The organism is Actinospineispora spinosispora DSM 44797 (assembly GCF_000429025.1).
Classification (GTDB): Bacteria; Actinomycetota; Actinomycetes; order Mycobacteriales; family Pseudonocardiaceae; genus Pseudonocardia; species Pseudonocardia spinosispora.
On sequence record NZ_AUBB01000024.1, the window covers coordinates 215,079 to 237,845 of the forward strand.

The following is a 22,767-nucleotide window of genomic DNA, read 5'->3' on the forward strand; positions in this document are numbered from 1 at the left end:
GAGGGCTGGTGTGACGATGGTTCCTCCACGACTTCCGGAGCCGGGAGGTACGCACTTCTCGGCGATGACCGACGACGCGGCGAGAGTGCGTCCGTTCATCGTGACCGGCGGCCGGACCCGTCCGCTGGACAACAGCCTGCGGATCGAGACCCTGCTGCTGGCGATGCCGGCCGCATTGTCGGCGCCGCTGCGGTTCGAGCAGCGCCGCCTGGTCGAGCTCGCCCAGCGCGCCGTATCGCTGGCCGAGGTGGCTGCCTCGTTGTCCGTCCCGGTCGGTGTGGCGCGCGTTCTCGCGTCGGACCTGCAGCACCAGAACCTGATCACCCTGCACGAACCACGCAGTCTGTCGTATGACGCCATCGAAAGGATCCGAGAACTTGTACGGGCGCTCTGAACATGGTTCGGCGTCGCAGTCCGGCCATCTGGCGCCTATCAAGATCGTTGTGAGCGGCGGGTTCGGTGTCGGGAAGACCACGTTCATCGGCGCGATCTCCGAGATCGATCCGCTGGTGACCGAGGCAGCGATGACCGACCTGTCGACGAAGGTGGACGACGCGAGCCTGCTCGCCGAGAAGTCGACGACCACGGTCGCACTGGACTTCGGCCGCATCACCCTCGACCGGACCCTGATCCTCTACATGTTCGGCACTCCGGGCCAGGACCGGTTCACCTTCCTGTGGGACGACCTGGCCGACGGGGCGCTCGGCGCGGTCATCCTCGCCGACACCCGGCGCATCGAGGACTGCTACCCGGTGCTCGACTACTTCGAGGAGCGGTCCGAGCCGTTCGTCGTCGCGGTGAACATGTTCGACGGGGCCGATCGGTTCGATCTGGAGGAGGTCCGGGAAGCGCTCGGGGTCGACGACACGATCGCGCTGGTGCACTGCGACGCGCGGGAACGCGAGTCGGTCAAGGACGTCCTGATCGCCCTGATCGACCAGGTGTTGTTGCAGCGCGCCGCGTAATCTAGGCGCGTGCTGAACACCTTGGTCGACGGTCAGGACTTCAAACTCGGTCTGTTCGCCCCCAACTGTTCGGGCGGATTGGCGGTGACCAAGGTTCCGGAACGGTGGAGCGCGAGCTGGGCGGACAACCTCCGGCTCGGCCGGCTGGCCGACGAGGTCGGTATCGACTTCATCCTGCCGATCGCGCGCTTCGTCGGCTACGGCGGCGAGACGAACTTCCACGGCTCGGTGCTGGAGCCGATTCCGTGGGCGACCGGGCTGTTGGCGCACACCAGCAGGGTCGTCGTGTTCGCCACGGTGCACACCGCGTTCAACCATCCGGTGGTCAGTGCCAAGCAGCTGGCCACGATCGACCACGTCAGCGATGGCCGGGCCGGGGTCAACATCGTGGCCGGCTGGAACCAGCCCGAGTACCTGGCGATGGGCCTGGACCTGCCGACCGACCACGACGACCGCTACGCGATGGCGCAGGAATGGTGGGAGCACGTCCGCACCCTCTGGACCTGCGAGGGCCGCATCGACCTCGAGGGCCGGTTCTTCTCCTCACACGGTGTGGAGGCCGAGCCGAAGCCGCTGCAGGGGACGCTCCCGGTGCTCAACGCCGGTTCGAGCGCGCAGGGGCGTGACTTCGCGGCACGCAACGCCAACTACGTCTTCACCATCATCGGCGACGCCGACGAGGGCGCGACGCTGACCAAGCAGCTGACCGAGACCGCGCGCAACACCTACGGTCGCGAGGTCGGTGTGATGAGCCCCGCGCACGTGGTGTGCAAGCCCACGCGCGCCGAGGCGCTGGAGTACCTGCACTACTACGCCGAGGAGAACGCCGACTGGGACGCGGTGGACAACCTGATGCGGCTGCAGGGCCTGCACGCGCAGTCGTTCACCAAGGAGATGCTCGCCAGCTTCCGCCCCCGGTTCGCTGCCGGCCACGGCACCTGCCCCCTGATCGGCACCCCCGACGAGGTGGCCGACGAGATCGAGCGCTACGCGAAGGCGGGCCTGGCCGGGATGACGTTGGCCTTCGTGGACTACGTGACCGGCCTGGAGCACTTCGCGGCCGAGGTCATCCCGAGGCTGGAGGCCAAGGGGATCAGGGTGCCCCGAGCCGCACTCTCGAGCTAGGTACAACCCGTGAGCGTTGTGGGTTGCCAGAGCAACCCACAACACTCAGGGGGTTTTCTCCGGAGCGGGCATGTATCGGCCGACCAGGAGCTTGTACAGGCCCAGGCCCAGGACTCCGCCGATCAGCGGGCCGACGATCGGGACCCAGAAGTAGACGTTGCCGTACTGGTCGAGCCACGCCGTGTCGTAGCCGGTGATGAACGACGCCAGCCGGGGACCGAAGTCGCGGGCGGGGTTGATGGCGTAGCCGGCGTCGGTGCCCCACGCCATGCCGATGGCGACCACCAGCAGGCCGATGACCAGTGGGGTCATGTTGGCGCCGGGTGCTTCGGTGTTGCGCAGGTTGGTGAGCGCCGCGATGACGAACAGCAGGATCGCGGTGCCGATGATCTGGTCGCGCAGCGCGCCCAGGTCGCTGACCGGGAGCGTGCCGTTGCCGGGCAGGGTGGAGAAGACGCCCTGGGTCTTGACCGTGTGACCGGGGTCGACCGAGGCGAGCACCTCGCTGTAGTTCCACCGGACCAGCAGCGCGGCGACGAACGCGCCCGCCGTCTGGGCCAGCGAGTAGGGCAGGACCTTGCGCCACGGCACGTCGCCGAACACGGCGAGAGCGAACGTGACGGCCGGGTTGAGGTGCGCGCCGCTGATCCGGGCAGCCACGTAGACACCGAGTGTCACACCGAGGCCCCAGGACCAGGCGATGCTGTCGTGGTCACCGATCTGACCCGCGACGACCTGGGCGACGACGCCGACGCCGAACAGGATCAGGATCATGGTTCCGGCGAACTCGGCGAGCAGCTCCCCGAGCAGACTTGGACTCTTGGCCGTATCCGTCATGGGCCGCTCCCCACTCCCAGTGCACGCCTCGTCGCGCGAACACCGAACGGTACAACTGGATCACCCCGGGCGGAGCCGCCAATTGGTGTCCTGAGAACGATTCTTGCGCAAGCCCGAGTGGCGCGGACCGAGTTCGCCGGAAACCGGTTTCCTCTCGGGCTCAGCTGCCGGTGGCGAGCAGGTGCGGGCCGAGCACGTCGGCCAGCCGGTTCCGGGCGCGCTTCCACAGCGGTTCGAGCAACGCCAGGCCCTGGTCGCGGTGCCGACCGGCCGGGAGGTCACGGTGCCGGCGCAGCTCCCGGGTGAGGACCACGGCGAGGTTGATCACGAACGGCACCTCGATGCGGCGCCGGGCGACGGCCTGCTCGATGCGACGCAGCGCGTACGGGGTGTTGGTGAGCATCGTGAAGAGCACCGCGAGGTCGAACCCCGGCAGGAACCAACCGGCGAACTCCCAGTCGACCAACAGGGTGTCTCCGTCCTCGTCGACCAGGACGTTGCTGGGTACCGGGTCGCCGTGGTTGAACTCCCATGCTCCGGCCAACGGGCTGAACGCGCTGGTCAGCGCCGACTCCTCCGCGTCGCTCAGCAGGCCGTGATCGCGGTACCTGCGGAACCGGTCGGGGTAGTTGAACACCACCGGGAACTCCGAACGGGGCGGCTGCCACTCGTGCAGCTTCTCGAGGTTGCGCAGCAGCGAGTCGAGATGCGTCGATTCCGCGAGGTTGCCCGGAAAACGTTCGGAGTTGAGCTGCTCGCCGGGCAGCCGCTCGACGACCAGCAGGCGGAGCCCGTCGGTCAGCACCAGTTTCGGTGCGCGGATCGGCGGTGGGTACGCGATGAATCGGCGGTGGACGGTGGCCTCGTGGGCGAATCGTGCCCGCGCGTACTCACCGTCCACCGCCAGAGACTTGGCCACCACTCGTTCACCGATGGCCACGACGGACTTGTCAGTCCGCTCGTAGCGGGGAGTCACAGGGGTAATTGTGACCCTCTTCTCAGGGTCGGGGAAGGTGCCCGGCCCAATTAGCACACGGTTGTTACGGCTGAACCCCTCTAATGGCGGGCCACGTAGAGGTCGCGCAGCACTCCGGTCTCCAGCTCCATCTCGTCGAGCCTGCTGCGGACGACGTCACCGATGCTGATCAAGCCGGCGAGCTCGCCGTGGTCGAGCACCGGCACGTGGCGGTACCGCGTGCGGGTCATCTGCATCATGACGGTAGCCACCGTGTCGTCCGGAGAGCAGGTCGGCACGTGATGGGTCATGAGCGTGGACACCCGCTGCTCCAACAGTGCGGGGCCGTGCATCTTGAGACCTCGGATGACGTCCCGTTCGGTGATCATGCCGGTGAAGCCGCGCGGGACTCCGGTGACCACGAGCGCGCCGATACGGGGCGGTCCGTGCAGTCGGTCGACCGCGTCAGCGATGGTGGACCAGGGCTGGATCGTGGTGACGGAGCGGCCCTTGGCGCGCAGGATCGACTCGATCTTCATCACTGACCTCCGTGTGGAGAGTGCTGAGAGACGTGCACTAGAAATCGTTCACACGGCTTACGAGGTTAGGCTCATGACCAGGTCAGGGCAATGAACGCGCCGCCCCGCAGCTGAGAGTCACCCGTCCCCATACCCTGGTCGGGTGAGAGCGCCGTCGGCCGGGACCCGCAGGACGCTGGTTCTCGCGTGCGTGGCGCTGCTGGGCGTCGGCGGCCTGTTGTTCGTGCTGTACCGGGCGAGCCCGTTCGCGCATCCGGCGCCGGGTTGCACGGTATCGCTGCGGGTCGGAGCGGTGGACGACCCGGATGCGATGTCGGATTTCGCGTTGACGGTCGAGCAGGCGGAGAACGGTGCAACGATTGCCGGGGTCGGCGCCAGGCTGGGAATGCCGGACCACGCGGTGACCGTGGCGATCGCGACCGCGTTGCAGGAATCCGGGCTGCACAATCTCAGTTACGGCGACCGCGACTCGATCGGCCTGTTCCAGCAGCGGCCCTCCCAGGGCTGGGGGACCGTCGCGCAAATCTCGGATCCGGTCTATGCGGCGACCGCGTTCTACCAACGCCTTCGCCAGCAACGGAACTGGACGACCCTCGAGGTCACCGACGCCGCGCAGCTCGTGCAGCGCTCGGCAGCGCCGCAGGCCTACGCGCAGTGGGAACCGCAGGCCAGGGCAATCGCGGCGGCGTTGACCGGCGAGGCGGAGGGCTCGTTGACGTGTCACGACCTGAAGCTCACCGTGCCGAAGGAATCGCTGGTCACAGTGGCGAAACGGGAGCTCGGCACCGCCGCGCTGACCGGCCGGCACGAACCGGGTCGCAGCTGGGCGCTGGGCAACTGGCTCGTCGCGCACGCCGCCCGGCTGGGTATCGACCAGGTGACCGCGAACGGGCGAACCTGGACCGCCGACTCCGGAGAGTGGGCGAACACGGGTCCGGCGGACGGTAATTTAGCGCTTCACCAGATTCCGCCACCCACCTGAGTGCCTTGATCGAGTCCGGACTGATATGTTATAGCAACTATCGGTTTGGAAGGGGACACTCAATGAACGACGCACGGTCACCGGTGCTGCGCACGCCGATGCGCAGGCGTGGGTTCCTGACGGCGGCGTTGGGTGGCGCCGCCGCCCTGGCGGCCGGCGGCAGCCTGCTGTCCGCGTGCGGTGGCCAGTCGGCGACGTCCGGCAGTGCTGTCGGTCTGCAGCTGAACTACCTGAAGAACGTGCAGTTCGCCGGCAGTCTGATGGCTGCCGAGAAGGGCCTCTACAAGGCGGGCGGCCTGGATGTCACGCTCATCGCGGGCGGTCCGAGCGTCGCGCCGGAGCCGGTCGTGCAGAGCGGCAAGGCGCTGGTCGGCATCACGCACACCGCCGAGGTGGTCAATGCGATCACCAACGGCGCCGACCTGAAGATCATCGGTGCCGGCTACCAGAAGAACCCGTTCTGTGTGGTGTCCACGGCCGAGAAGCCGATCCGGACGCCGCAGGACATGGTCGGTAGGAAGATCGGTGTCTCGGACACGAACACGCCCGTCTGGCAGGCCTTCCTCGCCGCCAACAAGATCCCTGCCTCGGCCATCAACGTGGTGAAGATCCAGTTCGACCCGACACCGCTGGCGACCGGCGAGGTCGACGGCTTCATGGCGTTCTACACGAACGAGCCGATCATCCTCGAGGTCATGGGCATCCCCGCGGTCACCTTCATGTTCGGTGACTTCGACTACCCGCTGCTCGAGGACGTCTACATCGCGAAGAGTTCGTCGCTGACCGACCCGGAGCAGCGCGCGAAGGTGATCGCGCTGATGAAGGCCGAGGCGCAGGGCTGGCAGCTGGCGGTCAAGGACCCGGCGGCCGCCGCGACGCTCGCGGTGACCAAGTACGCCGTCGAGGCCAAGCTCGACCAGACGCAGCAGGTCCGGCAGGCGCAGGCGCAGAACGCGCTGGTCGTCGACGCCGACACCCGTGCGCACGGGCTGTTCTGGATGACCGATCAGAAGATCGCCGACTGCTCGCGCTCCCTCGCGCTCGGCGGTTCGAAGGCCACGCCGGACATGTTCACCACCGAGATTCTCGAGCAGGTGTACCAGGGCAAGGCGACTGCATGACGGCTCGCGTTGCCGCCGAGGCGACCGAGATGCACAGCGGGCAGAGCGACGGCATCCATGTGCGCGGGGTGAGCAAGCGGTTCACCGCGCGGGGCAGGACGGTCGAGGCGCTGTCCTCGGTCGATCTGTCGGTGCCGAGGGGCGGGTTCCTGGCACTGCTCGGTCCGTCCGGTTGCGGCAAGTCGACGATGCTGCGCGTGCTCGCGGACCTGGAGCAGCCCAGCGCCGGTGAGGTGCTGGTGCACGGCGAGGCCCCGGCGGCGGCGCGGGCCGCGCACCACCTCGGCATCGCGTTCCAGGACGCGGCGCTGCTGCCCTGGCGCAGCGTCGTCGACAACATCAAGCTGCCGTTGCAGGCGGCGGGGCAGCGGATCGACATGGCCGACATCGACGAGCTGGTGGAACTGGTCGGTCTCGCCGGGTTCGCCAAGGCCAAGCCCGCCGAGCTGTCCGGTGGCATGCGGCAGCGCGTCGCGATCGCCAGGGCCTTGGTGCACGACCCCAGGGTGCTGCTGCTCGACGAGCCGTTCGGCGCGCTCGACGAGCTGACCCGCCAGCGGCTCAACCTGGAGCTGCTGCGGGTCTGGGCACAGCACGCGACGACGACGCTGCTGGTCACGCACTCGGTCAGCGAGGCGGTGTTCCTCGCCGACCAGGTCGCGGTGCTCGCCCCCCGGCCGGGCAGGGTGGTCAGGCACGTGACGATCGACCTGCCCAGGCCGAGGACGATCGACATGCTGCGCACGTCCCGGTTCCACGAGCTGTGCGACGAGCTGACCGACGTGCTGTTCGGTGTCTCGACCTCGGCACCGGTCGAATGACGACGCTCGCGCCCCGGGCGGTGCTCAGCGGCAGGTGGTTCCCGGCGACGCTCGGTGTCGCCGTGCTGCTGGGCGTCTGGTCGATCGCGGCGGCGATGGGCGGGACCAGGCGGCACGTCGTGCCGGCGCCGACGGCGGTGCTCGACAAGCTCGTCGCCGACGGCTTCTACCTCGAGAGCCTGCTGACCACCGGGTGGGAGGCGCTGCGCGGCTTCCTGATCGGCAACGTCATCGCGCTGGCGTTGGCCGCGGTGTGTCTGCTGCTGCCGGCGACCCGTCCCACGCTGACCCGGCTGGCCGCCGCGAGCTACTGCGCCCCCGCGGTTGCGGTCGGCCCGGTGCTCGCGGTGCTGCTCGACGCCGACCAGGCCAAGGTGATCATCTCCGCGCTGTCGGTCCTGTTCATCACGATGCTCGGTGCGGTGCTCGGGCTGTCCAGCGCCACGACGTCCGCGCTGGAGCTGGTGCACGTGACCGGCGGGAGCCCGGTGTTCGCGCTGCTGCACATCCGGGTCCGCGCCGCCGTGCCCGCGCTCGTCGCCTCGGTGGGGCTGTCGGCGCCCGCCGCGGTGCTCGGCGCGATCGTCGGTGAGTACCTCGGTGGTGACAGCGGTCTCGGTGTCGCTCTCGTGCAGGCCCAGCTGGCTCTGGAGGTGTCGAGGGTCTGGGCGCTCGCGCTGCTGGCCACGGCGGTGGCTGGTGCCGCATATCTGGTCGTCGCGTTCCTCGGTCACCGGTTCCGGTTCACCGCCGTGACGAACGAGACCGCCGAGTCTCGTCGGGCGCTGGAGCCGACCGGCGGTCTCGGCGCGCGGTTCGTCTCCGGCTTGGGCCGGATCGCTCTCGCACTGGTCGGCACCGTGGTCCTGTGGTGGGGGCTGCTCGTCGTGTTCGGGCTCGACCCGTACCTGGCGAAGAGCCCGGCGCAGGTGTTCGACCACCTGGCCGGTGAGGGTTCGGGCGAGCATCGCACCGTGATCCTCGACGGCCTGCTCGTGACGTTGCGTGATGCCGGTGCGGGCTACGTCGTCGGCACGGTGCTTGCCGTGCTGCTCGCGGTACTGATGCTAAGCTCGCCGTTCGTCGAGGCGATGTTCCTGCCCATCGCGCTCGCGCTGCGCTCGATCCCGCTGGTGGCGATGACACCGCTGGTCGCGCTGGTGTTCGGTCGTGGGCTGCTCGGCGTGACCGTGCTGGCCACGACGATCACGCTGGTGCCGACGCTGGTCAACCTGGTCGCGGCGCTGCGTGAGGTGCCGGCGCCCGCGCTGGACCTGATCCGTGCGTACTCGGTGGGCTGGGTGCGCGCGATGGTCACGATCAAGCTGCGGTACGCGCTGCCCGCGCTCGCGGTGAGCGCCCGCATCGCCATCCCCGGTGCGTTGCTCGGCGCGGTGCTCGCCGAGTACCTGGCGACCGGGGACGGGCTCGGCACGCTGATCTCGGTGTCGACGATCAACTCCGATTTCGCGACCCTGTGGGCCGCCGTGGTGGTGGTGACGGCGGTGTCCGTGGTCCTGTTCAGTCTCCTCACCTGGCTGGAATCAGCCGCAACCCGCCGCCTCACCTAGCTGCCGGCCTCCGCTTGAGTGTCAGAGCAGCGCGGTGAAGAAGGTGGTGAGGAGCGCGGCCACCTGGGCCGGGGACTCCTCCTGGATGAAGTGGCCGTTGTCCGGCAGTGACGTGATCTCGGCGTGCGGCAGGTCCACGCGCAGCTTCGCCACGGTGTCCTCGATGTCGGGCAGGAGCCTGTCCCGCACGCCGTAGACGACCCGCACCGGCACGGCCACCTCGGGCAGCAGTCGAGCGATGTCCTCGAAGCCGGACACGCTCAGACCGGATCCGGCCGCGGCCAGCGCCCGCTGCGCCTGCTCGGTGACGAACGGCGCGCGGACCGCCGCGATCACCTCGTCGCTGAGCATCGGCCCGTCGGCCACTCCCGCGCGCAGGATCTCGGCGAGCCCCTCCGGGCCGGTGAGCTGCGCGCGCCGGTCCGGGCTCAGCAGGGTCCGGACGAAGTCGATCGCCTCCTCGGAGAACTCCGGGTAGACGAGGGTGTTGAGCAGCGCGAGGCCGGTGAGCCGATCGAGCCTGTTCAGCGCCCAGTGCAGGGCGATCGGGCCGCCGATGTCGTGCACACCGAGAGCGACCTTCCCGATGCCCAGCTCGGCCAGGAACCCGTCGAGGAAACGGTCGAAGAACGCGAAGTCGTAGCGGCGCAGCGGTTTGTCGGACTCACCGAACCCCGGCAGGTCGACCGCGACCACCCGGTTGTGCTCGGCGATCGCCGGCAGGACGTTCCGCCACAGGTACGACGACGTCGGCCAGCCGTGCACGAGCAACACCGCCGGACCGGTGCCGGCCTCCCGGTAGGCGACCTTCAGCCCGTCGACCTGACAGAACTCCATGGTGGTCACGCTCCTCGATGATTCAAACCGACTGACGGTCTGAAAGCTAACAAGAAACCGACCAGCGGTCTAGTATGCCTTCGTGGGAAGCGCAGCACCCGACGACGGCCGGGTACGCAGGGGACGAGACACCCGGGCCAGGCTGATCGCCTCGGCCCGCGCGCACTTCGGTGAGTCCGGGTTCGACGCCACGTCGATCGAGGCCATCCTGGAGTCGACCGGTGTCGCCAGGGGTGCGCTCTACCACCACTTCACGAACAAGACCGCGCTGTTCGACGCCGTGCTCGACCAGGTGACCGTCGAGCTCGCCGAACAGGTGCGGGAGGCGGCTCTCGGCCACTCGGACCCGGCCGGCATGCTCCGTGCCGGGTGCCTCGCCTGGCTGCGGTGCACCGCCGACCCCGCGATCCAGCGGATCGTCCTGCTCGACGCGCCCTCGGTGGTCGGTTGGACCCGCTGGCGGCAGATCGACGAGCAGCACACGCTCGGCGCGACCAAGGCGGTGCTGCGCGAGCTCGCGCGCACCGGACGGTTCCCGGTCGACACCGCCGACACGCTCGCCCACCTGGTGCTCGCCGCCGTCGGTGAGGCCGCGCAGCTCATCGCGCGCGCCGAGCAACCCGAAGCCGCGCTGCCCGACGCCCAGGTGGCGCTGGAGATCCTGCTGGACCGGCTACTGGAGAACTGAGGTGCGGGCCTCGATCAGGAACCGGGTCGAGTGCGCCACGAACGGGCCTTCGCGCTCGATCTGCTCGTGCATCTCCCGCAGCCGGTCGCGGTACCGCTCGACGGTGAAGCCGGGCACCATCCAGATGACCTTGCGCAGGAAGTAGGTCACCGCACCGACGTCGAAGAACTCCATCCGCAGGGACTCGGCGCGCAGGTCGACGACCTCCAGCCCAGCGGCCTGGGCGTCCGCGCGGGCGTCGTCGGGATGGCGCGCCCGGTGGTTCTCGGCGGGCAGCGGCCCCAGGAAGTACTCGCACAGCTCGAACACGCTCGCCGGCCCGACGTGCTGGGACAGGTAGGTGCCGCCCGGGCGCAGCACCCTGGCGATGTCGGACCACCAGGCCTTCACCGGGTGCCTGCTGGTCACCAGGTCGAACGTGCCGTCGGCGAACGGAAGCGGCGGCTCGTCCTCGTCGGCGACTACCACGACTCCACGCGGTCGCAGCAGCGCGGTCGCTTTCGCCACGTTCGGCGGCCAGGACTCGGTCGCGGCCATCACCGGGGGCATCGTCGGTGCTCCGGCGAGCACCTCACCGCCGCCGGTCTGGATGTCCAACGCGGCGTCGACCGTGGCGAGCCGTTCGCCCATCAGGCGCTGGTATCCCCAGCTGGGGCGTTGTTCGGTCGCGCGGCCGTCCAGCCAGGAGAAGTCCCAGCCGTCCACGGAGACGGAGTCGGCCTCCGCGACCAGTTCGTCGAATCGTCGAGGCATCGGATGATCATGACGGCGCCGGCTGCCGCGCACAAACCGGTTAGCGCCGGGTGGGCCGGTGCGGGCATCATGCGCCGTGTGGGATTCCTGGAGGCCAGCGGACTGGCGTATCGACTGGCCGACGGGCGCGAGCTCTTCCGTGACGTGAGCTTCCGGGTGGCCAGCGGAACCATCGCCGCGCTGGTCGGCTCGAACGGCGCGGGAAAGACGACCCTGCTGCGGATCCTGTCCGGCCAGCTCGACGCGGGCGACGGCGGCGTCACGGTCCAGGGCGGGCTCGGCGTCATGCCGCAGTTCATCGGTTCGGTGCGGGACGACAAGACGGTGCGCGACCTGATGCTCTCGGTCGCCCCGCGCGCACTGCGTGACGCGGCCGCGGAGCTCGACGAGGTCGAGCTGCTGCTGATGGACACCGAGGACGAACCCACCCAGATGCGGTACGCGAGTGCGCTCGCCGCATGGGGCGAGGCGGGCGGCTACGACGTCGAGGTGCTGTGGGACACCGCCACCGTCGCCGCGCTCGGTGTGCCGTTCGACCGGGCGAAGTACCGGGGGGTGCGCAGCCTGTCCGGCGGCGAGCAGAAACGGCTCGCGCTCGAGGCACTGCTGCGCGGCCCCGAACAGGTCCTGCTGCTCGACGAGCCGGACAACTACCTCGACGTCCCCGGCAAACGCTGGCTGGAGGGGCGCCTCGCGGAGACCGGCAAGGCGGTTCTGCTGGTCAGCCACGACCGGGAGCTGCTCGCGACCTCGGCCACCCAGGTGATCACGCTGGAGGCCGGGACCACGTGGGTGCACGGTGGCAGCTTCCGGACCTGGCACGAGGCCCGCGAAGCGCGCTGGGAACGCATCGCGGAGCTGCACAAACGGTGGGACGAGGAGCACAAGCGGCTGCGTGAGCTGGTGTTCACGCTGCGCCAGCAGGCCGCGATCAGCGAGGACATGGCGTCGCGGTACCGCGCGATGCAGACCAGGCTGCGCAAGTACGAGGAGTCGCCGCGCCCGCCGGAGATGCCCCGCCAGGAGAAGCTCCGGCCGAGGTTGCGCGGCGGGCGGACGGGGGTGCGGGCGATCACCTGCGAGCGGCTCGAGCTGACCGGTCTGATGAAGCCGTTCGACACCGAGGTGTTCTTCGGAGACCGGCTGGCGGTGCTGGGCTCCAACGGATCGGGCAAGAGTCACTTCCTGCGGCTGCTCGGCGGTGGCGAGGTCGCGCACACCGGAGTGTGCCGGCTGGGCGCACGCGTGGTGCCCGGGCTGTTCGCCCAGACCCACGAGCACCCGGAATGGGTCGGATCGACGCTGGTGGATCTGCTGTGGCGCGGCGACGACGACCGGGCCGGGATGGGCCGAGGTCCCGCGATGTCGGTGCTCAGCCGCTACGGCCTGGGCGAGTGCGGCGACCAGCGGTTCGAGACGTTGTCCGGTGGGCAGCAGGCCCGCTTCCAGATTCTGTTGCTGGAACTGTCCGGCGCGACGCTGCTGCTCCTGGACGAGCCGACCGACAACCTGGACCTGACCTCGGCCGAAGCACTGCAGACCGCCCTGGACCAGTTCACCGGCACGGTCGTCACGGTCACCCACGACCGCTGGTTCGCCGACTCCCTGGACCGTTTCCTGATCTTCCGAGCGGACGGAACGGTCACCGAGTCCGACACCCCCGTCTGGGACGAGTCCCGGGTGGCCCGCACCCGCTAGTCACCCGGTCAGGTCGTGGTGTCGAACGGCTCGTCGTCGGACCAGCTCAGGGGCCGTTGCCGCCCCGCGATGGGAGCCGGCGCCGGCGCCGGGCGACCGGCCGGACGCGGTGTCGGTGCACCGCGCTGGGCGGGAACCGGGATCGGGATCGGCGCCATGCGGGGTTTCGGCACCGGCCGAGGTGCGCGAGCGGCACTCCTGTTCGGGTCCGGTTGCACAGACGCGGGCGTCGGCATCACGGCCGGTTCCACCGGCTCGGTCTCGGTGACCGACGTGCGCTTCGGCGCCGGCCTGGTCGGTGGTGGCGGCGTGAGGTCTGAACGCCAGTCCGGATTGGTCCGCGGACGAGGCCGAGGTGTGGGACTGGGCCGGGGAGTTGGGTTCGGCTCGGGCGACGGACCGGGTTTGGGCGACGGGCCCGGCCTGGGCGACGGGCTGGGTCGGGGTGTCGGGCTCGGGCGCGGAGCGGGACTGGGTGTGGGTGGGCTGGAGGCCGGCCGCCGGGAGACGAGGCCGGGGCTCGACGGCCGTGGCCGCGACCGTCGGTACGGCGTGGGATGCCAGCCGGTACCCGGGCGCTCCGGGGCCTTGGCCGCCGGAGGGTCCGGGATCTGACGGGGCTGAGGCAGCTCGGCTCCCGGATGGTGCAGCCGGTACAGCTCGGCGTAGCCGGACGCGCGGTCCATCAGCTCGGCGTGCGTGCCGTACCCGACGAGCCGACCGTGTTCCAGATAGACGATGCGATCCGCATCGGTCACGGTCAGCAGGTTGTGCGAGATGACGATGGTGGTGCGGCCCTCCATCGCGCGGCGCAGCGGTTCCAGCACGCGTTTGCTGGCGGCGGCGTCCAGCCCGGTGGTCGGTTCGTCGAGTAGCAGCACCGGTGCGTTGCGGATGATCGCCCTGGCCAGCGCGATGCGTTGGCGCTGACCGCCGGACAGCATCATGCCGCGTTGACCGATCCGGGTGTGGTAGCCGCTGGGCAGGCCGCTGATGAACTGGTGCGCGTCGGCGGTGCGCGCGGCGGCCACGACGTCGGCCGGGGTGGCGTCCGGCCGGCCCCACTGGATGTTCTCCGCCACCGTGCCGTCGAAGACCAGGGTCTCCTGCAGGACAACGGCGATGTTGCGCCGCAGGTCGGCGAGGCTCAGCGCGCGAATGTCGGTGCCGTCGAGGCTGATCGAGCCCATGGCCGGGTCGTGCAGCCGCAGCAGCAACCGCATGAGCGTCGACTTGCCCGCGCCGCTCGCGCCGACGACGGCGATCGTCTCGCCCGCGCCGGCGGTGAAGCTGATCTCGGCGAGCGTCGGACGTTCGCTGCCGGGGTAGTGGAACCCGACCCGCTCGACGGTCAGGTCGCCGGTGGCCCGGCGTAGCGGAACCGGCTGGACGGGGTTGCGGACCTCGGGTTCGGTCTCGAGGATCTCGATGATCCGCTCGGCGCCCGCGCTGGCGCTGTAGATCGAGTTGATCAGGTTGCCGAACCCGGTGATCGGGCCGTACAGCTGGCTGAGGTAGCCGAGGAAGATCAGCAGGCCGCCGAGGGTCAGGCGTCCGGCGATCAGCTCACGGATGCCGATGCCGACCACCAGCAGCACGCCGAGGGCCTGCAGCAGATCGGTGAACGGGGCGAACAGCGCCTCGAGCTTGGTGGCGAGCATCTGCGCGGTGAAGCTGCCGAGGTTCTCTCGCTGGAACCGGGCGGACTCCCGCGCCTGCTGGTCGTACGCCTGGACCAGCGCGACGTTGTGCAGGCTCTCCTCGGCGACCGCGGTGATGGACCCGGACCGCCGTCGCCGCTCCCGGGACGCGTCCTTGATGCGGGTGGAGAAGAACCGGGCGAGCAGAAGAAATCCGGGCGCCGCGATCAGTGCGACGGCGGCGAGTCGCCAGTCGAGAATGAACAGCGCGCCGGCGAAGAAAATGATCTGAAAGATGTAGGTGAGGGCCTGGTTGAGCCCGGAGAGCATCAATTCTTCGATGGCGGTCACATCGCCGGTGAGACGAGTGAGGATGTCACCGTGCTGACGACTCTCGAAGAAAGTCAAGGACAGATTCTGCAAGTGGTCGAAAACGCGCGACCGTAGGACGAGTACGAACCGTTCGGCGACCCAGGCGTTCAGGTATTCGTCGATGAAGCCGACGATGCCCTCCAGCAACGTGACCGCGATGAAGGCCGCCGCGACAATCGGAAACCGCCCGAGGTCGCGGGGGGTGAGAACGTCGTCGACCAGCACCTTGAACAGGTAGATGCCCGCCGCGGCGAGCAACGGCGGCAGAGCCACCATGACCAGGCTCAGGAACAGCCGGCCCCGGAACGTCGCGGTGTCCGGCCAGAACACCCGGAAGATCGTGCGGATGCTGGCGACCGGCGCGGCGGCCACCTCCGAGGTCATCGGCGGGACGACCGCGAGCAGCGTCGTGGTGGCGAGGGCGTCGACGTCGGGCGGGGGAGCGGCGGAGGTCGAACGTGACACGGTGCGTTGGGGAGCGGACCGTCGGGATGCTTTTCGATGCGTACCCATGAAGAAGTGCGGAAACGAGGCGGTCCCGCCCGGGTGGGGACCCGGACGGAACCGCCTGAGGTTTCTCGCCCGTCTAGCAGCGACCCCGGCCGCGTCCGCCTCGGTGCGAGTCGCAGTCGCGCTTGAGGCGGCGGTGGCAGTCGTCGTCGCGGTGGCGGCGACGTGACGAACGGTCGTCGCAGTCCCGGTCGCGTCCGCCGCCGCCACGGCGAGAGCTGGACAGGATGTTGGTGACGATCAAGGCCATGAGAGGTCCTTCCTGAATCAATCCGTAGCGACCTCGGGGTGGCCGCTGTGGGAGTCATCGACGGTCGGTGACGAATACGTTTCACGACCTTGCGCGTTCCACCCGAACAGCCCAGGAGCAGTCGATATGGGCAAAAGGGCTAATAAGGGGAATTCAGCGGGTGAATCCGCAGGTTGTCCCGGTCGAGGCGAAAGTGCAAACAGTTGTGTAGTGAATTACCGGGGTGTTGTGGATGCCGTTCGGGTGTTCACTCGAACGGCCGCCAAGGTGCGCGACAGCAGCTGGTAATCACTGATCACACTCTTGGTGGCACAGGAGTGGTTCACGAGGCAATCGTTACTACGGTGCGTTGCATCTGATCCCTCGACAGTGGGCTATGATCCAACTCAACTCACTCGATCAGGTCTGATCGATGCTGAATGGACACGTTCCGGTTAGGTGCAGCGATGACGCCATCGTGGGGTTCGACTGATCCGGTGGTGAGGGAGACGACGATGTCAAAGGGCCCGGTGTGCCCCACCGAGCACCAGCACAGGTTCACGGTCGCCGACACGGTGACCGGGATCGCGCTGACCTGTCCGAACTGCGTCGAGCCGCAGCGGTCGGTCGTCGAGGAGCTCGCCGAGATCGTCTCGATCGGTCGGCGCACCCTCGCCGGCCTGGCTCAGCTGCCCGCGCGCGCCCGTGACGAGCTGGATGCGTCGGGGACGGTGGCCCGGCTGTGTCAGACGATGGTGACCGAGGTGCGGGACGCCGCGGAGCGGTGTCGCTCGCAGCTGGGCACGGAACTGCCCCTGGCGCTGCGCACTCAGGTCGCCGCACTCCTCGACGCCGCGGGCGACAACGGCGGCGAGACGGCCGTCTCGGCACGCTGGCTCTAGAAGCGGACCGACCAGCGGCCCGCGTTGCCCACCAGGGTGATCAGGCTCAGGGGTGTCACGTCGAAACGCCAGATCGCTCGAGGGTGTGCGTCCACCGCGTGCACCAGTGCCGCCCTGATCACCGTGGGGTCGGCGATCGTCAGGATCGCTCTCGCATCGCCCCGGGTGTCCAGCCATCCGCCCACCCGCTGAATCAGGGCGGTGAGGCTCTCGCCGTCGTGCGGAGTCGCTGAGGGATCGCTGAGCCAGGCCGTGAGCGCATCGGGTGTGGTGGTCAGCACATCATCCAGCGTGCGGCCGGTCCACGCTCCGAAGTCGCAGCCGGCGAGCGCGTCGTGTGCGGAGGCGTCCAGTCCCAGTGCGTCGGCGGTCTGGCGGCAGCGCGTCGAGGGAGCACGGAATGCCTGGTCGAACCGGGGCAGCGACCCGGCGACGGCTCCGGTTCTGACGATCTCCCTCGGCTCCAGCGACTCGTCACCGGCGAAGGCGGCGGAACGGGTCGCCGACGTGGCGGCGTGGCACAGCAGAAAGATTCGCAACCGTCACCTCCACATCTGATCGTTTGTATAACTATCACGATGTTGACCGGTCTCCGACCGGGACGTACCGTCAGTGAGCTTGCCCGGCAGCGCGGTTGAACCGCGCCCGGGCTGGTCAGCGTGCCAGTCGCAGGAGAGGAACGATGATGACATCACCCGCTATTGGACAGGTCCGGCCGGTTCCGGTTGCAGTGTCCGAGGTTCTGCCCTGGTTGATCGGCGCGCTGGTCTTCGGCCTGGCGCTCTACTACTTCGTCGGTATCGACGAGGGTGCGACCTCGGTGTTCGGTAACACCATGGTCGTGCACGAGCTCGTCCACGACGCCCGTCACTTCCTCGGCTTCCCCTGCCACTGAGAAGGACTGAGAAACTCCGGTGGTCAGAGCACTTGTCCTGCGCGGCGTCGGTGCCGGCGCGCTCGCCGGACTGATCGCGTTCCTCTTCGCCAGGATCTTCGCCGAGCCGGTCATCCAAGCGGCCATCGACTACGAGGGCGCCAGGGACGAGGCCCAGCAGGCGCTGAACAAGGCCGCCGGTCTGCCGGTCGAGGAGGCCGGGCCGGAGCTGTTCAGCAGAGCGGTCCAGGGCAACCTCGGCATCGGTCTCGGCATGGTGCTGTTCGGTGCCGGTGTCGGGGCGCTGTTCGCCGTGGCGTTCTGCCTCGCCTGGGGGCGGACCGGCGCGTTGAAGCCTCGGTCGCTGGTCATGCTGACCTCACTCGGCTGTTTCACGACGCTGTACCTGGTGCCGTTCGTCAAGTACCCGGCCAACCCGCCCGCCATCGGCCACGAGGACACGATCAGCGACCGCGCCGGTCTGTACCTGGTGATGGTGGTCGGCTCGGTCGTCGCCTCGTTGATCGCGCTGTGGGCGGGGCAGCGGCTTGCGGAGCGGCTGGGTAACTGGAACGCCACGCTGGCGGGCATCGGCGTCTTCATCGTGCTGAGCGGCCTGCTGATGGCGGTCCTGCCGTCGTTGGGGCAGCTGCAGGTCAACATCGACCAGTACGGGAACCTGGCAACCGAGACGCCGCAGCCGCTGCGCAACCCCGAGGGTGCGATCGTCTTCCCAGGTTTCGACCCCGACGCCCTGTACAGCTTCCGGCTCTACTCCCTCGCCGCGCAGGCGTTGCTGTGGACCGTGCTGGGGCTCGTGTTCGCCCCGCTCGCCGACCGTGTGCTCGGCGACCGGCGCGACAGTGCATACCGCGAGGTCAGCTCACCCGTGGTGTGAATGCATGCTGACCTCGGACGTCGTGGCGAGATGTCCGAGCAGCGCATGCAGTGTCTTGTCCTCGGTCAGGTGGTAGTGGATGGTGCGCCCGTCCCGGCGGGTGCCCACCACTCCGTGCGCCCGCAGCAGCCGCAACGCCTGCGACACCGTGCTGTCCTTGACCCTGGTCGCCGCCGCCAGGTCGGACACGCAGATCTCACCGGCGTTGTGGATGCACAGCAGCAGCATCAGCCTGGTCTGGTCGGCCAGCAGGGCGAACCGGGTGACCCAGTCGTGCAGCGTCTCGCGGTCGGGTAAGGCGGCGATGGCCTCGCACACGCGATCGCCGTCGACAATGGTGTGCGGGTCGTCCGGGTCCAGGAGGTGCACCACTCCATTGTGCCCGGTGTCCGCGACTGTGTTGGGGCGGTCACGTTTCAGCTGCCTGCGCGCCGGGAATTCTCTCCGTGAGCAACCAAGCGCCCGACCTTCGGACGCTGGAGCGAAGGAGGAACTCGTGAGCTTGTTCGACAAGGCCAAGAACAAGGTCGACGAGGCCATCGGCAAGGGCAAGGAAGGCGCCGGCAAGGCCACGGACGACAAGTCCCTCGAGTACGAGGGCAAGGGCGACCAGACCGAGGCGAACGTCAAGCAGGCTGGTGAGCACCTCAAGGACAGCGCCGGCAACGTCAAGGACGCCTTCAAGAAGTAAGACCCCCAGAACTCCGTTCCCACCGGAGCCGAACCCCCGTTCACCCCAGGGTGAGCGGGGGTTCGCTTTGCTCGCGATCATTGGGGGTATGGCGCAGCTCCCCTCGCCCGGAACCAACCGACCACAGCGGCCGCGCACCTCGGCGCCGGAGGACATCGGTTTCGTCCCCCGCCCACCGGTGACCTGGCTGGCCCCCGGCGTCCTGGCCCGTACCGGTGTCCAGGTCGCCATCTCCACCCTGTTCGGCAGCTACGCGGACCGGCGTGAGCTGCAGCGCGCCGAGTCCGGTGAGCCGCTGGACCTCTCCGGCCGGGCCGACGACTCCCGGGCTGGCGACTCCCGGGCTGGCGACTTCTGGCTCGACTACGTGGCCGACATCGGCGACGGCGTCGACGGCGCCATGACCGTCGCCAGCCAGCTCGCGCGCGACGAGCTGCAGCTCGACGGGCAGCGAACCCGGGCAGGGTCATTGCTGGTCATGGGCGGCGACGAGGCGTATCCGGTCGCGTCCATGGCCAACTACAACGACCGGATCGTCGGGCCCTACCGGGCGATGCTGCCCTGGGCGGACGAGCCCCGCTGGCTGGTCGCGCTGCCCGGCAACCACGACTGGTACGACGGTCTGACCAGCTTCCTGCGACAGTTCTGCCAGGGGCGCTGGATCGGCGGCTGGAAGACCGCGCAGACCCGCAGCTACTTCGCGGTGAAACTACCCGGCGGCTGGTGGCTGTGGGGGATCGACGTCGCGCTCGGCGACGACATCGACGAACCCCAGCTGGACTATTTCCGCGAGATGGCCGGCCGGATGGAACCGGACGACGCGATCATCCTGTGCTGGGCGATGCCGTCCTGGGTGGAGTCGGGCCCGGACAACCCGGAGGGCTACGCGCCGCTGGAGTACTTCGAGCGCACCGTCATCCCGGACCGCGCGATGCTGCGGCTGTCGCTGTCCGGCGACCTGCACCACTACGCCCGATACCAGGGCCAGGACGAGGCGGCGCAGCAGAAGATCACCGCCGGGGGTGGCGGCGCGTACCTGTTCGGCACCCATCAGCTGCCCGAGACGCTGAACCTGCCGCCGGTCGAGTCGCGTGACCCGAACAAACGCGCACCCGTGCGCTACGACCTGGCCGAGCGCTACCCGAGCGCCGCGACGTCGAAGAGTCTGCGCGCCGGGATCTTCGGCGCGGTGTTCCGCAGCCCGAAGTTCTGGGCGGTGCCCGCGCTGATCTACCTGTTGCTGGGGGTGACCCTGGCCAGGGCTCTGCCCGGGCTGGCCAGGTCGCGCTGGTGGTCGGTCAGCGTGCCCGACCTGGTACTGGCGCTCGTGCTGATCGCCGCGGTCTACCTGGGGCTGGCCGCGTTCACGACGTTGAGCAGGAAGTACCGGCGGCTGCGACATCGGCTCGGGTTCGCGCACACCGTCGCGCACCTGGTGGTCGTGCTTGCGACGGTGTACCTGGGTGAGCTGCTCGGTCACCGGCTCGGCTGGCCCTCCTCTGGCCGCGCCGCGGCGGTGGCGGTCTTGTGCGCCCTCGTCGGCGCCGCGATCGGCCCACTGGTGGTCGCGCTCTACCTACTGCTCGCCGACATGGTGAAGCCGCGCGGGGTCAACACCGAGGAGTTGTTCTCCGCGCAGGCGATCCAGGACTACAAGTGCTTCCTGCGCCTGCGGATCGCCGAGGACGGCACGCTGACCGTGTTCCCGGTGAAGATCGACAAAGTGGTGCACTGGACCTTCGCGGCCGAAGGAGACACCCGCGGCCCGTGGTTCCGTCCGGCCGACGGCGTGCCCCCCGCGCCGGAGCTGATCGAACCGCCGATCACCATCACCAAACGCCCCACCGCCCCACCTCCGTCGGCAGCCGCGGGGATGGAACGGGATCAGTGATGGGATCGTCCCGACCGGGGTGGATCGGGACCTGCCGTGCCGATGGTGATTGGCTTGGGCACGAACCCAGAACGGTCAGATCAGCGCTTCGCGGTGGTCATCGCGGCCTGAACGCAGCGGCAATCCGTCACCGACCATGCAGCGGGCCGACCGCAACCGTCCGGCCGGCCGGCTCCACACTCATCGAGCTAGAACGGCGGCGGGTCTGGGTCGGTGATGGGTTCTCCTCGGGTCGGGTAGCTGCGTCCGAGCGGGCTTGTCCAGCGGAAGTGGCCTGGTTGGGGTTGGGTGACTGTCCAGCGTCCTCGGTGTTTGAGTGCGTGGTCGTGTGCGCAGGCGGGTGCGAGGTTGGTTGTGGTGGTGGGTCCGCCGTGTTGGATGTCGTGGGTGTGGTCGAGTTCGGATTGGACTGCTGATCGGCGGCAGCCTGGTGCTGTGCAGGTGCGGTCCCGGATTTGGGTGTATCGCCGTAGTGCGTTGGTCGGGTGTCGCCGCCCGGGTTGGGTGTCGAGTTTCTCGGCGGGGTCGCGTTCGCGGGCTTGCTGGTATTGGGTGGCGATGTCGGTGATCACCTTGGCCCACGCTCGCGGTGGGTCTTTGGCCAATTGGGCGAGTGTGGTGGCGGGGATAGCGAGTTCGACGATCCCGCCTTCGGCGCGGTAGCTGGGTGGGCTGGTGGTGGGTCGGCGGTGGGTGATGCCTTCGGCGATCAGATAGCCATCGGCATCGGTGACCACCCACCGCCATTGGCCGCTGTGTTGGCGGGCGGTGGCGCGTCGGGCGACCGATCCGAGGATCGGGCCCCAGCCCGGGAGTTCACCGGGGAGGTTGTTGAGTCCGGCGAGGGTGTCGAGCCGGGCCCGCACCTCGATCCCCGACACCCGACCCACTTCGGCAACAGCCTCCACCGGCCCTTCAGCGCCGAAATCAATATCGACGGGCTCAACCTCGGCCGGGTCGGTGTCGGCCGGTTCGTTGGCAGGACTCGGCGGTGAGGTTTCGGCCAGCAGCGCGGCGATCATCTGAGCGCGGGTGAGGTGATGGAACCTCCCATCGAGCAGGCGTAGGAAGATGTCGGCGCGTAGCTGATCGATCCGCCCGCGATGCCCCGCGCGTTTCGCATCGGCCGCCAGCTTCGCGATCCGCTCGGTCGCCGCCGCCGCTTCATCGGGTGGTAGGCCGGTGGCGGTGACCGTGGCGGTGCCCGCAGAGTCGAGGTAGCCCACCACCATCCGATCAGCCAGGGCTTGCTCGTACTGGTCTTCGGCCCGGTCCGGCTCCACGGTGATGATCAGCTTCAGGATTCGGGCCCGCAACCGCCCCGCCGTCAACCCCGGCGCCACCGGCAACACCCGCCCGATCACCGCGGCGATCAAGTCTTCAGGCAAACCCGCGAGGTGATGGGTGAACACCATCGCCCGGTCCCGGTCGATCAGCCCCGCCACCATCGCCGCGTGCACCGCCGGCAGCTCCAGACACAAAACCTGGGCGAAATCGCACTCGGTCCGCGCCCGACTCCGAGACAAGGTCAACGCGGCGCGTACTTCATCAGAGGCGTACTGCTCCGACCCCACCACCGAACCACGTTGCACCACCGTGGCGACCGCCGCGGTGTACAGCCCTTCGACATGCGCACGCTGACGCCCACAGGCTTGCAGCACATCGACGACGAAGTCATCGGACACCGCGTTCATGTCCAGGGCGGACAGGACAGCACCGAGGACTGGCCCGGCGGGCATACCCGCGAGCCAGGAACCGACCGACACCCCACCCTGCATGCCATCGATCATACGTTCGAACACCGACAAAACCAGGAAATCAGCAGGTCAACCAGTCAACAAACCCCCACCAGCGGCAAACGGTCACAG

Annotated in this window: 24 protein-coding genes; 14 read left to right on the plus strand and 10 right to left on the minus strand. The window is 68.9% G+C overall.

Annotation, left to right across the window (positions count from 1 at the left end):
• Positions 1-16 precede the first annotated feature (16 nt).
• The 3 genes from G406_RS0110990 to G406_RS0111000 are packed head-to-tail and all read left to right on the plus strand — an operon-like array spanning position 17 to position 2,090.
• The gene (locus tag G406_RS0110990; protein WP_211241108.1) at positions 17-394 is read left to right on the plus strand and encodes a DUF742 domain-containing protein; all 378 of its coding nucleotides are present in this window, start codon (positions 17-19) and stop codon (positions 392-394) included.
• Positions 395-443: 49 nt separating this feature from the next.
• Positions 444-965, plus strand: a complete 522-nt coding sequence (locus G406_RS0110995) for a GTP-binding protein (RefSeq protein ID WP_245607077.1) — start codon at positions 444-446, stop codon at positions 963-965.
• Between the two features lie 9 nt (positions 966-974).
• Entirely contained in the window at positions 975-2,090 is a 1,116-nt protein-coding gene (locus tag G406_RS0111000) for an LLM class flavin-dependent oxidoreductase (protein WP_028933871.1), read from the plus strand.
• Positions 2,091-2,135: 45 nt separating this feature from the next.
• Here G406_RS0111000 and G406_RS0111005 read toward each other — a convergent pair whose 3' ends face one another.
• From G406_RS0111005 to G406_RS0111015, 3 genes are all read right to left on the minus strand, one after another.
• Positions 2,136-2,927: an MIP/aquaporin family protein gene (locus G406_RS0111005; RefSeq protein WP_028933872.1), complete on the minus strand. Its 792-nt coding sequence runs from the start codon at positions 2,925-2,927 to the stop codon at positions 2,136-2,138.
• Between the two features lie 160 nt (positions 2,928-3,087).
• Entirely contained in the window at positions 3,088-3,903 is an 816-nt protein-coding gene (locus tag G406_RS46150) for a phosphotransferase family protein (RefSeq protein WP_051341939.1), read from the minus strand.
• A gap of 80 nt (positions 3,904-3,983) precedes the next feature.
• Complete coding sequence (locus G406_RS0111015; RefSeq protein WP_028933873.1) at positions 3,984-4,421, minus strand: CBS domain-containing protein; 438 nt, start codon at positions 4,419-4,421, stop codon at positions 3,984-3,986.
• 142 nt (positions 4,422-4,563) lie between these two features.
• On the opposite strand from G406_RS0111015, the gene G406_RS0111020 reads away from it, so the two are divergent.
• The 4 genes from G406_RS0111020 to G406_RS0111035 all read left to right on the plus strand — a co-directional run bounded on the left by G406_RS0111020 (position 4,564) and on the right by G406_RS0111035 (position 8,916).
• Positions 4,564-5,403: a transglycosylase SLT domain-containing protein gene (locus tag G406_RS0111020; protein WP_028933874.1), complete on the plus strand. Its 840-nt coding sequence runs from the start codon at positions 4,564-4,566 to the stop codon at positions 5,401-5,403.
• Between the two features lie 62 nt (positions 5,404-5,465).
• The gene (locus G406_RS0111025; RefSeq protein ID WP_037075977.1) at positions 5,466-6,524 is read left to right on the plus strand and encodes an ABC transporter substrate-binding protein; all 1,059 of its coding nucleotides are present in this window, start codon (positions 5,466-5,468) and stop codon (positions 6,522-6,524) included.
• Positions 6,521-7,345: an ABC transporter ATP-binding protein gene (locus G406_RS0111030; RefSeq protein WP_028933876.1), complete on the plus strand. Its 825-nt coding sequence runs from the start codon at positions 6,521-6,523 to the stop codon at positions 7,343-7,345. Before G406_RS0111025 ends, G406_RS0111030 begins: the two co-directional genes overlap by 4 nt.
• Positions 7,342-8,916, plus strand: coding sequence for an ABC transporter permease (locus G406_RS0111035; RefSeq protein ID WP_028933877.1), 1,575 nt, complete (start codon positions 7,342-7,344; stop codon positions 8,914-8,916). The genes G406_RS0111030 and G406_RS0111035 overlap by 4 nt, the downstream gene beginning before the upstream one ends.
• A 21-nt stretch (positions 8,917-8,937) precedes the next feature.
• Here the strand turns inward: G406_RS0111035 and G406_RS0111040 are convergent, their stop codons facing one another.
• A complete protein-coding gene (locus G406_RS0111040) occupies positions 8,938-9,753 on the minus strand; it encodes an alpha/beta fold hydrolase (RefSeq protein WP_245607080.1) in 816 nt (271 codons plus the stop codon).
• Positions 9,754-9,835: 82 nt separating this feature from the next.
• Between G406_RS0111040 and G406_RS0111045 the strand changes: the two genes are divergently transcribed.
• A complete protein-coding gene (locus G406_RS0111045) occupies positions 9,836-10,441 on the plus strand; it encodes a TetR/AcrR family transcriptional regulator (protein ID WP_028933879.1) in 606 nt (201 codons plus the stop codon).
• Here G406_RS0111045 and G406_RS0111050 read toward each other — a convergent pair.
• The gene (locus tag G406_RS0111050; RefSeq protein WP_028933880.1) at positions 10,427-11,194 is read right to left on the minus strand and encodes a class I SAM-dependent methyltransferase; all 768 of its coding nucleotides are present in this window, start codon (positions 11,192-11,194) and stop codon (positions 10,427-10,429) included. The two genes, G406_RS0111045 and G406_RS0111050, sit on opposite strands and share 15 nt — an antisense overlap.
• Before the next feature lie 69 nt (positions 11,195-11,263).
• Here G406_RS0111050 and G406_RS0111055 point away from each other — a divergent pair, with 69 nt between their 5' ends.
• Positions 11,264-12,892, plus strand: a complete 1,629-nt coding sequence (locus tag G406_RS0111055; protein WP_211241109.1) for an ABC-F family ATP-binding cassette domain-containing protein — start codon at positions 11,264-11,266, stop codon at positions 12,890-12,892.
• A gap of 8 nt (positions 12,893-12,900) precedes the next feature.
• Here G406_RS0111055 and G406_RS46155 read toward each other — a convergent pair whose 3' ends face one another.
• Entirely contained in the window at positions 12,901-15,369 is a 2,469-nt protein-coding gene (locus G406_RS46155) for an ABC transporter ATP-binding protein (RefSeq protein ID WP_064742892.1), read from the minus strand.
• Between the two features lie 121 nt (positions 15,370-15,490).
• Positions 15,491-15,664, minus strand: coding sequence for a hypothetical protein (locus G406_RS56720; protein WP_156934781.1), 174 nt, complete (start codon positions 15,662-15,664; stop codon positions 15,491-15,493).
• A gap of 494 nt (positions 15,665-16,158) precedes the next feature.
• Here G406_RS56720 and G406_RS0111070 point away from each other — a divergent pair, with 494 nt between their 5' ends.
• Positions 16,159-16,545 (plus strand): hypothetical protein, encoded by a 387-nt coding sequence (locus G406_RS0111070; protein ID WP_156934782.1) that lies wholly within the window; start codon positions 16,159-16,161, stop codon positions 16,543-16,545.
• Here G406_RS0111070 and G406_RS0111075 read toward each other — a convergent pair.
• Entirely contained in the window at positions 16,542-17,084 is a 543-nt protein-coding gene (locus tag G406_RS0111075) for a histidine phosphatase family protein (RefSeq protein ID WP_028933883.1), read from the minus strand. The genes G406_RS0111070 and G406_RS0111075 overlap by 4 nt on opposite strands.
• Positions 17,085-17,227: 143 nt before the next feature.
• On the opposite strand from G406_RS0111075, the gene G406_RS0111080 reads away from it, so the two are divergent.
• Together G406_RS0111080 and G406_RS0111085 are read left to right on the plus strand one after the other, a co-directional pair.
• Positions 17,228-17,440 (plus strand): CbtB domain-containing protein, encoded by a 213-nt coding sequence (locus G406_RS0111080; protein ID WP_028933884.1) that lies wholly within the window; start codon positions 17,228-17,230, stop codon positions 17,438-17,440.
• A 19-nt stretch (positions 17,441-17,459) separates the two neighbouring features.
• Positions 17,460-18,317, plus strand: coding sequence for a CbtA family protein (locus G406_RS0111085; RefSeq protein WP_028933885.1), 858 nt, complete (start codon positions 17,460-17,462; stop codon positions 18,315-18,317).
• On the opposite strand, the gene G406_RS0111090 is transcribed toward G406_RS0111085, so the two are convergent.
• Positions 18,303-18,686, minus strand: coding sequence for an ArsR/SmtB family transcription factor (locus G406_RS0111090; protein ID WP_064742899.1), 384 nt, complete (start codon positions 18,684-18,686; stop codon positions 18,303-18,305). The two genes, G406_RS0111085 and G406_RS0111090, sit on opposite strands and share 15 nt — an antisense overlap.
• A gap of 127 nt (positions 18,687-18,813) precedes the next feature.
• Between G406_RS0111090 and G406_RS0111095 the strand changes: the two genes are divergently transcribed.
• Positions 18,814-19,008 carry a CsbD family protein gene (locus tag G406_RS0111095; protein WP_028933887.1) on the plus strand — a complete coding sequence of 65 codons (195 nt, stop codon included), beginning with the start codon at positions 18,814-18,816 and terminating at the stop codon, positions 19,006-19,008.
• 88 nt (positions 19,009-19,096) lie between these two features.
• The gene (locus G406_RS46160; protein ID WP_051341941.1) at positions 19,097-20,899 is read left to right on the plus strand and encodes a metallophosphoesterase family protein; all 1,803 of its coding nucleotides are present in this window, start codon (positions 19,097-19,099) and stop codon (positions 20,897-20,899) included.
• A gap of 188 nt (positions 20,900-21,087) precedes the next feature.
• Here the strand turns inward: G406_RS46160 and G406_RS53855 are convergent, their stop codons facing one another.
• Positions 21,088-22,677 carry an HNH endonuclease signature motif containing protein gene (locus G406_RS53855; RefSeq protein ID WP_169736674.1) on the minus strand — a complete coding sequence of 530 codons (1,590 nt, stop codon included), beginning with the start codon at positions 22,675-22,677 and terminating at the stop codon, positions 21,088-21,090.
• Positions 22,678-22,767: the final 90 nt, after the last annotated feature.

Excerpts from the sequence above, each read along its gene's own strand:
- G406_RS0111035 (WP_028933877.1), top strand. The coding sequence starts at position 7,342 with ATGACGACGCTCGCGCCCCGGGCGGTGCTCAGCGGCAGGTGGTTCCCG.
- G406_RS0111040 (WP_245607080.1), bottom strand. The coding sequence starts at position 9,753 with ATGGAGTTCTGTCAGGTCGACGGGCTGAAGGTCGCCTACCGGGAGGCC.
- G406_RS0111025 (WP_037075977.1), top strand. The coding sequence starts at position 5,466 with ATGAACGACGCACGGTCACCGGTGCTGCGCACGCCGATGCGCAGGCGT.
- G406_RS0111015 (WP_028933873.1), bottom strand. The coding sequence starts at position 4,421 with ATGAAGATCGAGTCGATCCTGCGCGCCAAGGGCCGCTCCGTCACCACG.
- G406_RS0111080 (WP_028933884.1), top strand. The coding sequence starts at position 17,228 with ATGATGACATCACCCGCTATTGGACAGGTCCGGCCGGTTCCGGTTGCA.
- G406_RS0111005 (WP_028933872.1), bottom strand. The coding sequence starts at position 2,927 with ATGACGGATACGGCCAAGAGTCCAAGTCTGCTCGGGGAGCTGCTCGCC.
- G406_RS56720 (WP_156934781.1), bottom strand. The coding sequence starts at position 15,664 with ATGGCCTTGATCGTCACCAACATCCTGTCCAGCTCTCGCCGTGGCGGC.
- G406_RS0111050 (WP_028933880.1), bottom strand. The coding sequence starts at position 11,194 with ATGCCTCGACGATTCGACGAACTGGTCGCGGAGGCCGACTCCGTCTCC.
- G406_RS53855 (WP_169736674.1), bottom strand. The coding sequence starts at position 22,677 with ATGCAGGGTGGGGTGTCGGTCGGTTCCTGGCTCGCGGGTATGCCCGCC.
- G406_RS46160 (WP_051341941.1), top strand. The coding sequence starts at position 19,097 with ATGGCGCAGCTCCCCTCGCCCGGAACCAACCGACCACAGCGGCCGCGC.
- G406_RS0111055 (WP_211241109.1), top strand. The coding sequence starts at position 11,264 with ATGCGCCGTGTGGGATTCCTGGAGGCCAGCGGACTGGCGTATCGACTG.
- G406_RS0111030 (WP_028933876.1), top strand. The coding sequence starts at position 6,521 with ATGACGGCTCGCGTTGCCGCCGAGGCGACCGAGATGCACAGCGGGCAG.
- G406_RS0111070 (WP_156934782.1), top strand. The coding sequence starts at position 16,159 with ATGTCAAAGGGCCCGGTGTGCCCCACCGAGCACCAGCACAGGTTCACG.
- G406_RS0110990 (WP_211241108.1), top strand. The coding sequence starts at position 17 with ATGGTTCCTCCACGACTTCCGGAGCCGGGAGGTACGCACTTCTCGGCG.